Source organism: Rahnella sp. PD4, from assembly GCF_049199325.1.
Taxonomy (GTDB): domain Bacteria; phylum Pseudomonadota; class Gammaproteobacteria; order Enterobacterales; family Enterobacteriaceae; genus Rahnella; species Rahnella perminowiae.
Window position 1 is genome coordinate 247,759 of record NZ_JBLZQF010000007.1, and the last position, 15,069, is coordinate 262,827.

General features: G+C 51.3%; 10 protein-coding genes and 1 rRNA gene. 2 read left to right on the forward strand and 9 right to left on the reverse strand.

The window, feature by feature from the left end; translation table 11 throughout:
* Window positions 1-15: 15 nt before the first annotated feature.
* From ACOZIO_RS18300 to ACOZIO_RS18310, 3 genes are all read right to left on the reverse strand, one after another.
* On the reverse strand, window positions 16-858 hold the full coding sequence (locus tag ACOZIO_RS18300) for an ABC transporter permease (protein WP_129954844.1): 843 nt from the start codon (window positions 856-858) through the stop codon (window positions 16-18).
* Between the two features lie 26 nt (window positions 859-884).
* Window positions 885-1,682 carry an alkaline phosphatase family protein gene (locus ACOZIO_RS18305; protein WP_421595565.1) on the reverse strand — a complete coding sequence of 266 codons (798 nt, stop codon included), beginning with the start codon at window positions 1,680-1,682 and terminating at the stop codon, window positions 885-887.
* A gap of 80 nt (window positions 1,683-1,762) precedes the next feature.
* Window positions 1,763-2,821, reverse strand: coding sequence for an ABC transporter substrate-binding protein (locus ACOZIO_RS18310; protein WP_129954846.1), 1,059 nt, complete (start codon window positions 2,819-2,821; stop codon window positions 1,763-1,765).
* 202 nt (window positions 2,822-3,023) lie between these two features.
* Here ACOZIO_RS18310 and ACOZIO_RS18315 point away from each other — a divergent pair, with 202 nt between their 5' ends.
* Window positions 3,024-3,734, forward strand: coding sequence for a UTRA domain-containing protein (locus ACOZIO_RS18315; RefSeq protein ID WP_129991925.1), 711 nt, complete (start codon window positions 3,024-3,026; stop codon window positions 3,732-3,734).
* A gap of 52 nt (window positions 3,735-3,786) precedes the next feature.
* Here the strand turns inward: ACOZIO_RS18315 and metH are convergent, their stop codons facing one another.
* Window positions 3,787-7,488 (reverse strand): methionine synthase, encoded by a 3,702-nt coding sequence (gene metH / locus ACOZIO_RS18320; protein ID WP_421595566.1) that lies wholly within the window; start codon window positions 7,486-7,488, stop codon window positions 3,787-3,789.
* A gap of 247 nt (window positions 7,489-7,735) precedes the next feature.
* Here metH and iclR point away from each other — a divergent pair, with 247 nt between their 5' ends.
* Window positions 7,736-8,578: a glyoxylate bypass operon transcriptional repressor IclR gene (iclR, locus tag ACOZIO_RS18325; protein ID WP_421595567.1), complete on the forward strand. Its 843-nt coding sequence runs from the start codon at window positions 7,736-7,738 to the stop codon at window positions 8,576-8,578.
* Between the two features lie 48 nt (window positions 8,579-8,626).
* Here iclR and aceK read toward each other — a convergent pair whose 3' ends face one another.
* The 5 genes from aceK to rrf all read right to left on the reverse strand — a co-directional run bounded on the left by aceK (window position 8,627) and on the right by rrf (window position 15,067).
* Window positions 8,627-10,342: a bifunctional isocitrate dehydrogenase kinase/phosphatase gene (gene aceK / locus ACOZIO_RS18330; RefSeq protein WP_129954850.1), complete on the reverse strand. Its 1,716-nt coding sequence runs from the start codon at window positions 10,340-10,342 to the stop codon at window positions 8,627-8,629.
* A gap of 52 nt (window positions 10,343-10,394) precedes the next feature.
* A complete protein-coding gene (aceA, locus tag ACOZIO_RS18335; RefSeq protein WP_129954851.1) occupies window positions 10,395-11,717 on the reverse strand; it encodes an isocitrate lyase in 1,323 nt (440 codons plus the stop codon).
* A gap of 40 nt (window positions 11,718-11,757) precedes the next feature.
* Window positions 11,758-13,356: a malate synthase A gene (gene aceB, locus ACOZIO_RS18340; RefSeq protein ID WP_377424601.1), complete on the reverse strand. Its 1,599-nt coding sequence runs from the start codon at window positions 13,354-13,356 to the stop codon at window positions 11,758-11,760.
* A 372-nt stretch (window positions 13,357-13,728) separates the two neighbouring features.
* Window positions 13,729-14,658 (reverse strand): homoserine O-acetyltransferase MetA, encoded by a 930-nt coding sequence (gene metA, locus ACOZIO_RS18345; RefSeq protein ID WP_129954852.1) that lies wholly within the window; start codon window positions 14,656-14,658, stop codon window positions 13,729-13,731.
* 293 nt (window positions 14,659-14,951) lie between these two features.
* Window positions 14,952-15,067, reverse strand: a 5S ribosomal RNA gene (gene rrf, locus ACOZIO_RS18350).
* Window positions 15,068-15,069: the final 2 nt, after the last annotated feature.

Sequence of the window (15,069 nt, forward strand, 5' to 3'; positions counted from 1 at the left end):
TCCTTTTTTTGCCCGTCAGCTGCGCTGACTGAGATAACTTTTACGCAATAACCACTGATGGATCAGCGTGATAAAGGCCATCAGCACCACCAGCAACATCGCCAGCGCACTGCCCATGTTCGGATCGAGAGAAATATCCCCCGAGACCAACGCCGCGATACGCACCGGCACCACGTTAAAATTACCGGTGGTCAGCGCATACACCGTGGCATACGCGCCAAGGGCATTGGCCAGCAAAATCACGAAGGTACCGAGCAAGGCCGGGAACAGCACCGGAATACCAATATGACGCCAGTAACGCCAGCGTCCCGCGCCCAGCAAGGCTGCTGACTCGCGCCAGTCCTCCCGCAGCGCATCAAATGCCGGATACATCAGCAACACGCCGAGCGGGATCTGAAAATAGGTATAGAGGACAATAAGCCCGTCTTTCGAATAGAGGTCGAAGTGTTCCATCAGGCCATATTTTTTCAACAGCAGCGTCAGGCAACCATTCAGGCCAAGCAGGATCACGAAGGCGAAGGCCAGCGGCACCCCGGCAAAGTTGCTGGTCATGTTAGTGAACGACATGACAAAATCGTGCAGCTTTGTCGGGCCTAACTGGCGAAGTGAGTAACTGCCCACCAACGCGATAAGCAAGCCGTATAAACTCGACCAGATGGAAATATCCAGCGAGAAACGCATAGCCTGTAAATAGAACGGTGATGTCAGAATATCGGTGTAATTGCCCAGTCCCCAGGCTTCATACGTCTCACTGTAAAAACTGCTCACCGCAATCCATGCCAGCGGCGCCAGCTGAAAAGCGATGAAAAACACCAGAAATGGCAGCATAAACAACGCCGCAATCCACTTAGCTTTCATCGGGTATCCTCTAAAAGTGACGGGATTCAGGCCAGTAATGCCGCGCAATGTGGCTTATCGTGGGCAATATTAAGGATCTGACAAACGGTTCCGCACAACTCGGTCTGCAACGGTGCGGCCTCTTTGAAGCTGAACGCACTGCCAAAAACGAACAGCGGCACCTGACGCTCCTCCGGCAAAATTCCGCTGTGACTGCGGTCATCATTCATGCCGTGATCCGCGGTCACGATCACCTGATAACCGGCATCCAGCCAGTCACCCAGATAGCGTGACAGGATGCCGTCTGCGATCCGTGCTTTGTTACGATATTGCGGTGTCGACAGGCCGAATTTATGCCCGGCATCATCAATGTTCATCGGATGGATCAGCAGGAAGTCGGGATCATGACGACGTCGCAGGCTTTCGGCATCATCGAACAAATGCGAATCAGGATAACTGTCGTCGTAATAGAAATGACCGTGCTGGATAGCCAGCGATTCATCACTGGTGTGACGATCACGCGGCGGGTCAAATGGTGTGCGGTTGTACAGCTCGCTGACCCAGTGATAAGCCGCCGCAGCCGTCGTCAGACCGGCGTCGCGGGCATAGTGAAAAATACTGCGTTGTGTCGATAACCGGTCAACATGGTTATGAACGATGCCACTCTCCACCGGCGTGATGCCGGTGAGAATGCATTCATAAAGCGGTCGGGACAGCGAAGGCAATTCGCATTCCAGTTGATACAAGCGGCCACGTCTTGCGGCACACTGCGCCTGTAAATAACCCATTGTGTCGTTGCCGACCTGATAATTCAGGCCGTCGAGAACTACCAGAATGCTTTTCATTACATGTATGCCTTTCATTTCTTACAGGTGTTGTCATTAACCAATGCTTTCGCTGCCCGGTTCTTCTTATTTTTAGGAATTTATTGCTGCATGTTGATCATGACGTTTTCCTGCCACAGGCGCGGCAAGGTTTTCGCGCTCTTGTCCCAGGCAGCCGGATCGGCAATCGGATGTGCATTTTTGTATTCACTGGATGGCAGCAGTTTGGCTTTTACATCGTCTGGCAGAGTGATGTGGTCAGCACGGATCGGGCGGGCATAACCTTGTGCTAAGTTGATCTGGCCAGCATCAGAGAAGATGTATTCACGTGCCAGTTTTGCCGCATTTGGGTGTTTGGCGAATTTGTTGATGATGGTGGTGTAGCCGGACGTGATAGTGCCATCCGATGGGATCACCACATCGAAGCGGGTTCTGTCGATTTTGTCGCGATAGCTCAGCCCGTTGAAGTCCCAGACGACGCCAACCTGCACCTCACCTTTCTCCAGAGAAGCGATCACCGGGTTCGTCAGACTCAGACGTCCTGCTTTCGCCAGTTTGCCGAAATATTCCAGACCTGGTTTTAGATCCTTTTCATTCCCACCCATCGCGTAAGTTGCCGCCAGCACGCCGTTTGCCGCCTGCGCTGCGGTGCTCACATCACCAATAGTCACTTTGTATTTGCTGTTGAGCAGATCAGCCCAGCTGTGTGGCTCATCTTTAACCTGCGATTTATCAATGATGAAGGCGATAGTACCGGTGTAAGCGAGCGCCCACATACCGTCTTTATCTTTTGCCCAGTCGGGTACCTGATCCCAGGTTGTCGGTTTATAAGGCTGGGTCACGCCTTTTTGCACAGCAACCGGTCCGAAAGCAGCGCCCACGTCACCAATATCAGCACTGGCATTGTCCTTCTCTGCCAGGAATTTGGCGATTTCCTGGGCGGAACTCATATCGGTATCACTGTGTTTCAGACCATATTTAGTGCTCAGATCACTCCATGTTCCTTTCCAGTTCGCCCAGTCATCAGGCATACCGACACTGTTTACCGTTCCTTCGGCTTGTGCCGCTTTGAGGAGTGCAGCAGGAGGCTCAGCGGCAAATGCCGGTGAAGCGGAGAGGACAAGCGCGCTGGTTAACACAGAAGCGAACAACTGTTTCATAACGGATGCTCCAGATGATAGTGTGTGAAGTGCTGGTCTAGTCCAGCAAGAACCAAGCCAATCTAACGCTCAATTGTGATAATTATATGTCAGCGCGAAAAAGCAGCAGTTTTAAGCTGATCGCTGTTAACGGGCGCACATTATTGACACGATGCAGAGTCAGATTGGTGCAAAAACGCACTGAAATGAGGCTTGCTAACCGATGAGTGAATCGCAGACCACCCTTGCCGTTATCTGCAAGGCATTGAGCGAAAGTATTGCAGCCGGGGCATTTTCTGCAGAGGGAAGGCTGCCTTCTGAGCGCGCGTTGAGTGAACAGTTTTCCACCACCCGTATCACATTACGGGAAGCATTGAGCCAGCTTGAGGCACAGGGTCTGATTTACCGGGAAGTGCGCCGGGGCTGGTTTGTTTCCCCACCGCGCATTATTTATAACCCGCTGCAAAGAAGTCATTTTCACGCGATGGCGAAAGATCAGGGACGCAGCGCAAAAACCGAAGTGATCGATGCGAAGTACTGTCTTGCCAGTGATACGGTGTGTCAGAAGTTATTAGTGCCGGCAGAGAGTGAGGTGATTTGCATAAGACGGTTACGTTATATCGATAGCCGTCCGGTACTGTATGTCGAGCACTATCTTAATCCGCTGTATTTTCAGGATATTCTCAGCGCTGATCTCACATCATCGCTGACCGATCTGTATGCGCTGCGCTACGACATTCATTACGGACGCGTACGATTTGATATGGTACCTACGTTGCTGAGTGAAGAAGCCTCGCATGCGTTGAGAGTGGCACCCGGCAGCCCTGCACTGTTTATCACGCGAACCAACCGTGACCAGCACGACCGGGTCATCGACTGCGATTTAGAATACTGGCGCTATGACGCACTGCACATTGATGTGGAAGTGAGCTGAATCCGTAAGGAAATCAAGGAAAAAAAATGCCCGTTAACGGGCATTTATATTATTAGTCGGCATCGTAACCCAGATTAGGGGCTAACCATCTTTCCACTTCTGCGACCGGCATGTTTTTACGCGCTGCATAATCTTCAACCTGATCACGCTGGATCTGCGCCACAGCGAAGTATTTACTGTCAGGATGGCTGAAATACCAGCCGGATACAGCTGCCCCCGGCCACATGGCAAAGGACTCGGTCAGTTGCATACCGGTATTGGCTTCGACATCCAGCAGCTTCCAGATTTGCCCTTTTTCAGTATGTTCAGGACAGGCCGGGTAACCGGGTGCCGGGCGTATTCCCTGATAATTTTCGCGGATCAGTTCTTCATTGCTCAGGTTTTCTGTCGGCGCAAAACCCCAGTACACTTTACGTACCTTCTCGTGCAGGTACTCTGCGAACGCTTCTGCCAGACGGTCTGCCAGAGCCTTGATCATGATTTTATTGTAATCATCATGCTGCTTGTCATACGCCTCGGCCAGCGCATCTTCCTCAAGACCGCCGGTTACGGCAAATGCCCCCATGTAATCTTTTTTGCCACTGGATTTCGGCGCAACAAAGTCAGCCAGACAGTAGTTGGCGAAATCGGTTTTTTCCGTTTGCTGACGCAGATGATGGCTGACCACCAGCACATCCTGACGGCGTTCGTCGCTGTAGATTTCGATATCATCGCCCGTGCGGTTTGCCGGGAACAGGCCCACTACACCACGCGGATTCAGTAATTTTTCAGCGGAGAGTTTATCCAGCAAATCGTTGGCATCCTTGAACAGGCGCTTCGCTTCCTCGCCGACAACTTCATCTTCAAGAATGCGCGGATATTTGCCCGCCAGCGACCAGGTCATAAAGAACGGTGTCCAGTCGATGTAATTACGCAATGTTTCAATGCTGGCTTCCACTTTCTGGATGCCCAGACGGTGAGCCACCGGCGGCGTGTAAGTTTCCCAATCGATAAAAGTCGCGTTGTCGCGGGCCACTGCCAGACTCACCGGCGGCGTGCGCGGTTTTTTACGACCATGCTGGATACGTACGGTTTCATACTCTTTACGCGTTCGTCCGATAAACGCATCGCGCTGATCATTGGACAACAACGCAGAGACGACGCCCACAGAGCGTGAAGCGTTTTGCACATAGCAGGTCGCACCACTGTAATTTTGTTCTATTTTCACCGCTGTGTGCGCTTTCGATGTGGTTGCGCCGCCAATCAGCAACGGCATGGTGAAACCACGGCGTTCCATTTCTTTTGCCACGTTGACCATTTCATCCAGCGACGGGGTGATAAGCCCGGAAAGCCCGATAATATCGACGTTTTCTTCAATGGCAGTTTTCAGAATTTTGTCAGTCGGCACCATCACACCGAGATCAATAATCTCGTAGTTATTACATTGCAGCACAACACCGACGATGTTTTTGCCAATGTCATGCACATCGCCTTTTACCGTCGCGAGAAGAATTTTGCCGTTGGTCTGGCCCTTTTCCTTGCTGGCTTCAATGTACGGCTCCAGATAGGCCACCGCTTGTTTCATCACACGCGCGGATTTCACCACCTGCGGCAGGAACATTTTGCCAGCACCAAACAGGTCACCGACCACATTCATACCATCCATCAGCGGGCCTTCGATCACTTCGATAGGACGCGCGGCCAGCTGACGGCACTCTTCAGTATCCAGTTCGATAAATTCGGTAATGCCTTTCACCAGCGAGTATTCGAGGCGTTTTTTTACTTCCCAGCTGCGCCATTCCGCCTGCTGCTTATTCGCTTCGCCATCGTCCTTGCTGCCACGGTATTTTTCGGCCAGTTCGAGCAGACGCTCAGTACCATCATGACGACGGTTGAGGATGACATCTTCCACGGCGTCGCGCAGTTCAGCCGGTAAATCATCATAAATCGCCAACTGGCCGGCGTTGACGATACCCATATCCATACCGTTGCGGATGGCGTGATACAGAAAGACAGCGTGAATGGCTTCACGCACCGGTTCGTTACCGCGGAACGAGAAGGACACATTGGAAACACCGCCGGAAATCAACGCATGCGGCAGTTGTGCTTTAATATCAGCACAGGCTTCGATGAAATCAACGGCGTAGTTATTGTGCTCTTCAATACCGGTCGCTACGGCAAAGATGTTCGGGTCGAAAATAATATCTTCCGGCGGGAAGCCGACCTTTTCAGTCAGCAATTTATAGGCACGGCGGCAGATTTGAATTTTGCGGGCACGGGTGTCCGCTTGCCCGGTTTCATCAAATGCCATGACCACCACGGCTGCGCCGTAGCGGCGAACCATACGGGCATGGTGCAGGAAGGCTTCTTCGCCTTCCTTCATGGAAATGGAGTTAACAATCCCCTTGCCCTGGATGCATTTCAGGCCTTTCTCGATGACGTCCCATTTGGAGGAGTCGATCATGATCGGCACACGGGCGATATCCGGTTCACCGGCAATCAGGCTGAGGAAGCGCACCATCGCCGCTTCGGCGTCGAGCATTCCTTCATCCATGTTGATGTCAATAATTTGCGCGCCACTTTCTACCTGCTGACGGGCTACAGCCAGCGCTTCCGCATACTTTTCTTCTTTAATCAGTCGCTTGAAACGCGCGGAGCCGGTCACATTGGTACGTTCACCGACATTCACAAACAGCGTCTGTGGATCGATGGTCAGCGGTTCCAGCCCTGCCAGACGGCAGGCAACAGGAATGGTCGGCAAAGCACGGGGCGGCACGCCTTCCACGGCTTTCACCATCGCCGCAATGTGCGCAGGCGTGGTACCACAGCAACCACCGACGATGTTCAGAAAGCCCGAGCGTGCCCATTCGGCAATATGCTCAGCCATTTCTTTAGCTTCGAGATCGTATTCACCAAAGGCGTTAGGTAAACCGGCGTTCGGGTGTGCGGTGACATAACATTCTGCAATACGGGATAACTCAGCCACATACTGACGTAATTCATCAGGCCCCAGGGCGCAGTTAAGGCCAAAGGTGAGCGGTTTCACATGGCGTAATGAGTTATAAAATGCTTCGGTTGTCTGGCCGGACAAAGTACGGCCCGAGGCATCGGTAATCGTGCCGGAAACCATGACCGGCAAGACAATACCCACCGCTTCGAATTCGCTTTCAACTGCGAACGTGGCGGCTTTAGCATTAAGTGTGTCGAATACGGTTTCGATCATGATCAGATCGACCCCGCCTTCGATCAGCGCACGGGTAGATTCCCGGTAAGCGTCAACCAGCTGATCGAAAGTTACGTTACGGAATGCGGGATCGTTAACATCAGGGGAAATCGATGCCGTCCGGTTGGTCGGGCCTAACACCCCGGCGACATAACGCGGTTTATCCGGCGTACGGGCAGTCCACTCATCGGCGCACTGTCGCGCCAGCCGAGCGGCCTCATAGTTAATTTCAGCCGACAAGGATTCCATATGGTAGTCAGCCATTGCAATCGTGGTGGAGTTGAACGTGTTGGTTTCGAGGATATCTGCACCGGCAGCAAGATAACCGTTGTGGATCTCGATGATCACTTCAGGTCTGGAGAGCACCAGCAGATCATTATTGCCTTTAAGATCGCTTTCCCAGTCAGCAAAACGCTCACCGCGGTAATCTTCTTCTTCCAGACGATAGCTTTGGATCATAGTGCCCATGCCGCCATCCAGAACCAAAATGCGCTGTGCCAGCTGCTTATGTAGCGCCTCAACTCGATTAGTCACTTTCACCTCATCACCCATCACGCACACCCGGCAAATTATTCATTCATGCGCCGGAAATTATGGTCAACATCCTAGCATATCTTCCTCAGCCAAAAGGCCGCGCTGACGTGAGACTTTTTCAATTCGGGAAGACATCCCGCAAACGCCATGCAACACATCGGATGAGCGTAAAGGCACGTTGCGATCCATACTGTAAAAACGAAAACCAATTCCAAAAATGATTTTTCTTCGCCAGCTTTTGGCGCATCTTACAAGGAACAGGCTCATGGCAACGTCCGTATCGGCTCCGGCCAAACGTGCTAAGAAAACTAAAGCTGCTGCCGCCAACAGCAATGCTGCAACCGGACAAGTTCAGTCCCTGACGCGTGGCCTTAAATTGCTGGAATATATTGCCGAAGCTCAGGGCAGCGTGGCGCTGACCGATCTCGCCCAGCAAGCGGGTTTACCCAACTCCACCACCCACCGCCTTCTGACCACCATGCAACAGCAGGGGTTTGTTCGTCAGGTCGGAGATTTGGGCTTGTGGACCATAGGCTCGCACGCTTTTATCGTGGGCAGTAGTTTCCTGCAAAGCCGTAATTTACTGGCCATGGTACACCCGATGCTACGCCGCCTGATGGAGGAGTCCGGCGAAACGGTCAATCTGGCCGTGCTGGATCACAGTGATTATCAGGCGATCATTATCGATCAGGTGCAATGTAATGCCCTGATGAGAATGTCCGCGCCTATTGGCGGAAAATTACCCATGCATGCGTCAGGTGCCGGCAAAGCGTTTCTTTCAACCCTGCCGGAAGAACGTCTGGCAAAACTGCTGCACAAAATCGGTCTGCACAGTTATACGCCGTTAACAAAAACGTCTCCGGCGAACCTGAAACAGGAGCTGGCAGATACCCGTAAACGCGGTTATGCCTTTGATGATGAAGAGCATGCGCTCGGTTTGCGTTGTGTGGCGACCTGTATCTATGACGAGCATAACGATGCCTATGCAGCCATTTCCATTTCGGGTCCGGTTTCGCGCATCACCGACGACCGGGTGACGGAACTGGGGGCTCTGGTGATCCACGCGGCGAAAGAAATCACGCAAGCCTACGGCGGCGGAAAACACTGAGAGAGATGCTGAAATCCCACCATTATGATGCGGCAGGATTTCAGTTTATTAACGATGGCTAAAACGCCGCGAACGGCGATAAGCAAAGACATCTTCGACATGCCCCTCACGGATCCTCTGCTGCAAACCGCGCCAGTAACTGGCGCTGAAAAGGTCGTCGTGTAGCGTTTCAAACATCTGACCAAGGCGTTTGTCACTGCAAAGAAAATGCCGGAATTCCTCGGGAAAAACATCACCTGGCGCAATGCTGTACCAGGGTTCACTGGCCAGTTCATCCTCCGGATAACGTGGCGCGGGAATATCGCGAAAATTCACTTCGGTCATGTAGCAGATTTCATCGTAATCATAAAATACTACCCGGCCATGACGAGTCACGCCAAAATTCTTAAACAACATGTCTCCGGGAAAGATATTAGCCGCAGCCAGTTGTTTAATTGCATTGCCATATTCTTCAATCACATCATGAAGCTGCTTAGTGCTGGCCTGTTCCAGATATAAATTCAGCGGCGTCATACGCCGTTCAATATACAGGTGCCTGAGCGCAATGCTGTCTCCCAAATCTTCAATCTTGGCAGGTACTTCACGCTGTAGTTCAGCCATCAGTTCAGGACTGATATTTTTCTTCGGCAGAACAAAATGCTCAAACTCCTGCGTATCGGCCATCCGCCCGACACGATCATGTTCTTTCACCAACTGATAGCAGGCTTTGACCTGTGCTTCGGTCACTTCTTTCTGCGGCGCAAAATTATCTTTTATCACTTTGAACACCCGGTCACTGCCAGGCAGGGTAAATACCAGCATGACCATTCCTTTAACACCGGGTGCGATAATAAAAGACTTATCGGTTTGCGCCATAAAGCGCAGATGTTCACGGTAACATTCGGTTTTTGCATGCTTCTGGCAACCGATAGCGCTGTACAGCTCAGCCGTGGTTTTGGCCGGTAGAATCTCACGTAACCACTCAACCAGCGCGCCAGGCTGCGGTGCATACACCATAAAATACGAGCGGGCAAAGCCAAAGACTATACTGGCATCGTTGCTTTCGGTAAGACAGGCATCAACAAACAACTGCTTCTGATGACTGCTGAGATGCACCGGCAATAACATAGGAAATACCTGCGTGCCGGTCCTGATTTTACCGATTATCCATGCGGCTTTATTGCGATAAAAAATCTCGGTGGCAATCTCAATATCAGCCTCTGCAAGCCACTCAGCGGGGAAACGTTGTTGTAATGCCGTAGCAATATAATCTACGTCACGGTGCGTATTCTCCCAGGGTAAGCGCACCGGCAGGTCATGAAGAACTCTTGCGAGTGTGCCGGCAAGCTGGCCCTGAACCGGGTAAAGACGTGACAAAGGACGGGCGCAATGTTGCGGCCGCCGGAAAGGCTGCTCACTGAAAATAAAAAGTTTGTCTGCGGTCAGATCGCGATGTTTGAAAATGCGGCAATAGACTGAATTAAAGAAACTTTCGGCTATTTCAGCCCGCGGATAATCAGGCAGTAATCCGGAGTAACACGCCTTTACGCGGATCAGAAACGCGGCATCATAAAAATGCGGGCCGGTAATGCATCTGAGCTGGGCAACCACCAGCCCGACATGGTGGTCATACAAATGGATACGTTGCTTCATTGCTGCCTGTACCGCCGGCCAGTCGGCATTTTCAAAGCGCTGCTGTGCCCCCGATGTCACCTCGAGAAAGCGGCCATACTGTGCGTCGAATCCCTGCAAAATAGTCTGCGCAATCAACAACTCTATACGCATAGTGGCGACTCCCGGAGGAAAAAGGCCCGGCTTTTACCGGGCCTGATAAATATCAGTGTGCCGCAGAGGAAAACTGCTGTTCTTCGGTAGAACCGGTGAGGGCGGTGACCGAGGAACGGCCGCCCTGAATGATGGTGGTGACTTTATCAAAATAACCGGTTCCGACTTCCTGCTGGTGCGAGGCGAAAGTGTAGCCGCGACTTATGGCTGCAAATTCCGGTTCCTGTACTTTGTCGACGTAGTGCTTCATCCCCTCTCCCTGCGCATAGGCATGAGCAAGGTCGAACATGTTGAACCACATGCTATGGATACCTGCTAACGTAATGAACTGATACTGATAGCCCATCGCGGCCAGTTGGTCCTGGAAACTGGCGATGGTTTTATCATCGAGATTTTTCTTCCAGTTAAACGATGGTGAACAGTTATAGGCCAGCAATTTTCCCGGGAACTCTGCATGAATGGCCTCGGCAAAATGCTGAGCCAGTGCCAGATCAGGCGTTGATGTTTCGCACCATACCACGTCGGCATAAGGCGCGTACGCCAGCCCGCGACTGATGGCCTGCTCAATACCGGCGTGTGTCCGGTAGAAGCCTTCATGCGTTCTTTCGCCGGTAATAAACTGGCTATCATAAGGGTCGCAGTCTGACGTCAGTAAATCTGCCGCATCAGCGTCAGTACGCGCCACCAACAGCGTCGGGACGCCAAGAACATCAGCGGCAAGGCGCGCGGAGACCAGTTTCTGCACCGCTTCCTGAGTCGGCACCAGAACTTTGCCGCCCATATGCCCGCACTTCTTCACTGCGGCAAGCTGGTCTTCAAAATGAACAGCGGCAGCACCCGCTTCAATCATGGATTTCATCAACTCAAAGGCATTGAGTACGCCGCCAAAACCGGCTTCAGCATCGGCCACAATCGGCAGGAAATAGTCGGTATAGCCCGGCAGCCCCGGCTCAATGTTATTGGCCCACTGAATCTGGTCCGCACGGCGAAAAGTGTTGTTAATGCGCGCCACCACTTCAGGTACCGAATTTACCGGATACAAAGACTGATCGGGATACATACTGGAAGCTGTATTGGCATCTGCGGCAACCTGCCACCCGGAAAGATAAATGGCTTCGATACCCGCTTTTGCCTGTTGCAATGCCTGTCCGCCGGTCAGTGCGCCAAGACAATTCACATACCCTTTACGCGATCCACCGTGGAGTAAATCCCACAGGCGCGCCGCACCGTGCTGTGCCAGCGTACATTCAGGATTGACTGAGCCACGCAGGCTAATCACGTCTGCCGCCGTGTAAGGTCGGGTAATATCTTTCCAGCGCGGCTGGTTCCAGGTTTCTTCAAGCTGCTGAATCTGCTGAGTACGGGTCGTTTTCATGGCAAATGCTCCGGTCTTTTTATGTGTAGGGTAAGAAGAATCAGGCCAGCAGCTGATAGCCGGGCAGGGTCAGGAAATCGATTAATTCGTCCTGTGTGGTGATTTTTTCCATCAGCGCAGCTGCCTGTGTGAACCGTCCTGCGCTGAAGCGTTGGTCGCCCAACTCCTGCTGAATGACCAGCATTTCTTCGTTCAGCATGTGGCGGAATAACGGCTTCGTCACGGGTTGTCCGTCATTAAGCGTTTTGCCGTGGTGGATCCATTGCCAGATTGATGTACGGGAGATTTCCGCCGTGGCGGCATCTTCCATCAGCCCGTAAATCGGGACACAGCCGTTGCCAGAAATCCAGGCTTCGATGTATTGCACTGCGACGCGGATATTGGCGCGCATACCCTCTTCAGTACGATCGCCTGAACATGGTTCGAGCAACTGCCCGGCAGTAATTTCGGCGTCTTCTTCGCGTAATACGTCCAGTTGATTTACGCGGTCACCCAGCGCTTTATCAAACACTTCGAGTACCGTGTCGGCCAACCCGGGGTGTGCTATCCAGGTACCATCATGTCCGTTATTCGCTTCAAACTCTTTGTCCGTCCGGACTTTGTTCAGTACCCATTCGTTACGCTTAACGTCTTTGCTTGGGATAAATGCCGCCATGCCACCCATCGCAAATGCGCCACGGCGATGACAGGTTTTGATCAGCAGACGCGAGTACGCACTGAGGAAAGGTTGCGTCATGGTCACAGACTGGCGGTCAGGTAATACACGATCAGCATGATTCTTCAACGTTTTGATATAGCTGAAGATGTAATCCCAGCGACCACAGTTCAGTCCGACGATGTGATCACGCAGGTGGTAAAGGATTTCATCCATCTGGAAAACCGCAGGCAGGGTTTCAATCAGCACCGTGGCTTTAATCGTGCCGCGTGATAATCCTGCATAATCCTCGGCAAAACTGAAGACCTGGCTCCACCAGTCAGCCTCATGATAAGACTGCATTTTTGGCAGATAGAAGTAGGGGCCACTGCCTTTTGCCAGTAAGGCGCGATAGTTATGGAAAAAATACAAAGCGAAGTCGAACAAAGAACCGGGAATAGCCTCACCCTGCCAGTTCACATGCTTTTCGGGTAAATGCAGACCACGTACACGACAAACCAAAACGGCCGGATCGGGCTTGAGTTGATAAATCTTGCCGGATTCATTGGTGTAGCTGATCGTCCCCTTCACCGCATCGCGTAAGTTTATCTGCCCTTCGATAACTTTCTGCCAGTCCGGAGCAAGGGAATCCTCAAAGTCCGCCATAAAAACTTTTACATTAGCGTTAAGCGCGTTGATCACCATCTTGCGTTCAACAGGACCGGTGATTTCTACCCGGCGATCCAGTAGGTCTGCCGGGATACCTCGAATCTTCCAGTTTGATTTTTTTATGGAATCTGTTTCCGAAACAAAATCAGGCAACGTTCCCTGATCTATCTTCTGCTGTACGGCAATTCGATCGGCGAGTAAGCGGTTACGCAGCGGGGTAAAACGGATAACCAGTTCAGATAAAAAATCAACGGCTTCTTCGGTCAGAATCTGTGCTTCATTTTCACCAAACCGGCGCGTAAAACCAAGCTGACTGCGGGTAATTTGCTCAGACATCATTTATCTCCTGATTTATCTGTTTAATCTGCCAGAGCACTTCACTGAACAGACGCTGTTACGGTCGAAAACACACCGGAGATGCCCCCATGCTCCTGAGGCGATCTTTCTCTGGTCATTTATTGCCCGATAGATTTAAGCGTAATCAGTAATTTCATAAAATCAAAAACGATTTCCATTTTATTTTTTATTGTAAAAATAATTAATTTTAATCAATGAGTTAGGAATGAATTATTTTTTCGTAAAATGGTAATGAATTTCGGATGAGGGGGGACAGGCACAGAAGGAAAGGATCAGATAAAGGGATCCGGGGATAAGAAGAGGATGAGCAGACGACCGGCAAGATCGTCTGCTGAAATCATGAAAAGAGGATTATTCGAGGGTTGGATTCATCTGGCGCAGATCAAACGGTGTGATCTGATAAACATAATAATTCAGCCAGTTAGTAAACAGCAGGTGACCGTGACTCCGCCAGGTCGCCTTTGGGGCGAGCTCGGCGTTATCCTGCGGGAAATAGTTGTAGGGCATTTCCGGCGATAAACCCGCCGCCACATCCCGCAGATACTCACCAGCCAGCGTTCCTGCATCATACTCAGGGTGTCCGGTAACAAAAGCCATCCGTTTATCTTTGGTTGCAAAGAGATAGGCACCGGCTTCGTCGGATTCGGCGAAGATCTCCAGATCCGTATGCTGGCGGAGCACATCTGCCGGAAAATCTGCATAACGGGAATGAGGTGCCAGAAAGCTTTCATCAAAGCCCCGGGTCAGTAATGCCAGCGGTTGTAGCGTCTGATGGGGATATACACCAGACAACTTCGCTTCACGGGTCATCTTAGGCAGGCCGTAAAGCACATTCAACGCCGCCTGAACCGCCCAGCAAACAAACAGGGTCGATGTGACATGTTCTTTAGCCCAGTGAATAACGCGCTCAATTTCCGGCCAGTATGCTACATCACAAAAGTCGACCAGGCCTAAAGGTGCACCGGTAACGATCAGTCCGTCATAGTTGTCATGTTGAATATCTTCAAAGTCACAATAGAAATTATTCAGATGCTCGGCAGGGGTATTTTTAGATTCCCGACTGTCAATGCGTAACAGCTGCACATCAATCTGCAAAGGAGAGTTGGAAAGCAGTCGTAAAAACTGATTTTCGGTCTCAATTTTCTTCGGCATCAGGTTGAGAACCAGCACCTTAAGAGGACGGATCTCCTGCGTTTTTGCCCGTGATGACGTCATAACAAAGACGTTCTCATTACGCAGGAAATTCACCGCTGGTAATTCATCTGGAACCCGGATCGGCATAACAACTTCCTCACTGCATCCATTTATACGTTTAGACTTCTAGATAGCTGAAGATATCGGTTTTTGATTAAGATGTCGAGCCTGCAAGCGTTAAGTGAAAATGTTTCAACTTAAGTTATTAATTTAGATTATCTGGTTATAAAGGGAAGCAAATGAGTGTTCAGGAAGGGATAAAAAGAGAAATTAAATTGCAGATCATGGCAACGTACTGAGTAAATAATGTACACAATGCCTTAAATTCCCCATAGCGAAAAGCCCCGCACTTTCGTACGGGGCTTTTGGCTTTATTTGATGCCTGGCAGTTCCCTACTCTCGCATGGGGAGACCCCACACTACCATCGGCGCTACGGCGTTTCACTTCTGAGTTCGGCATGGGGTCAGGTGGGACCACCGCGCTAGTGCCGCCAGGCA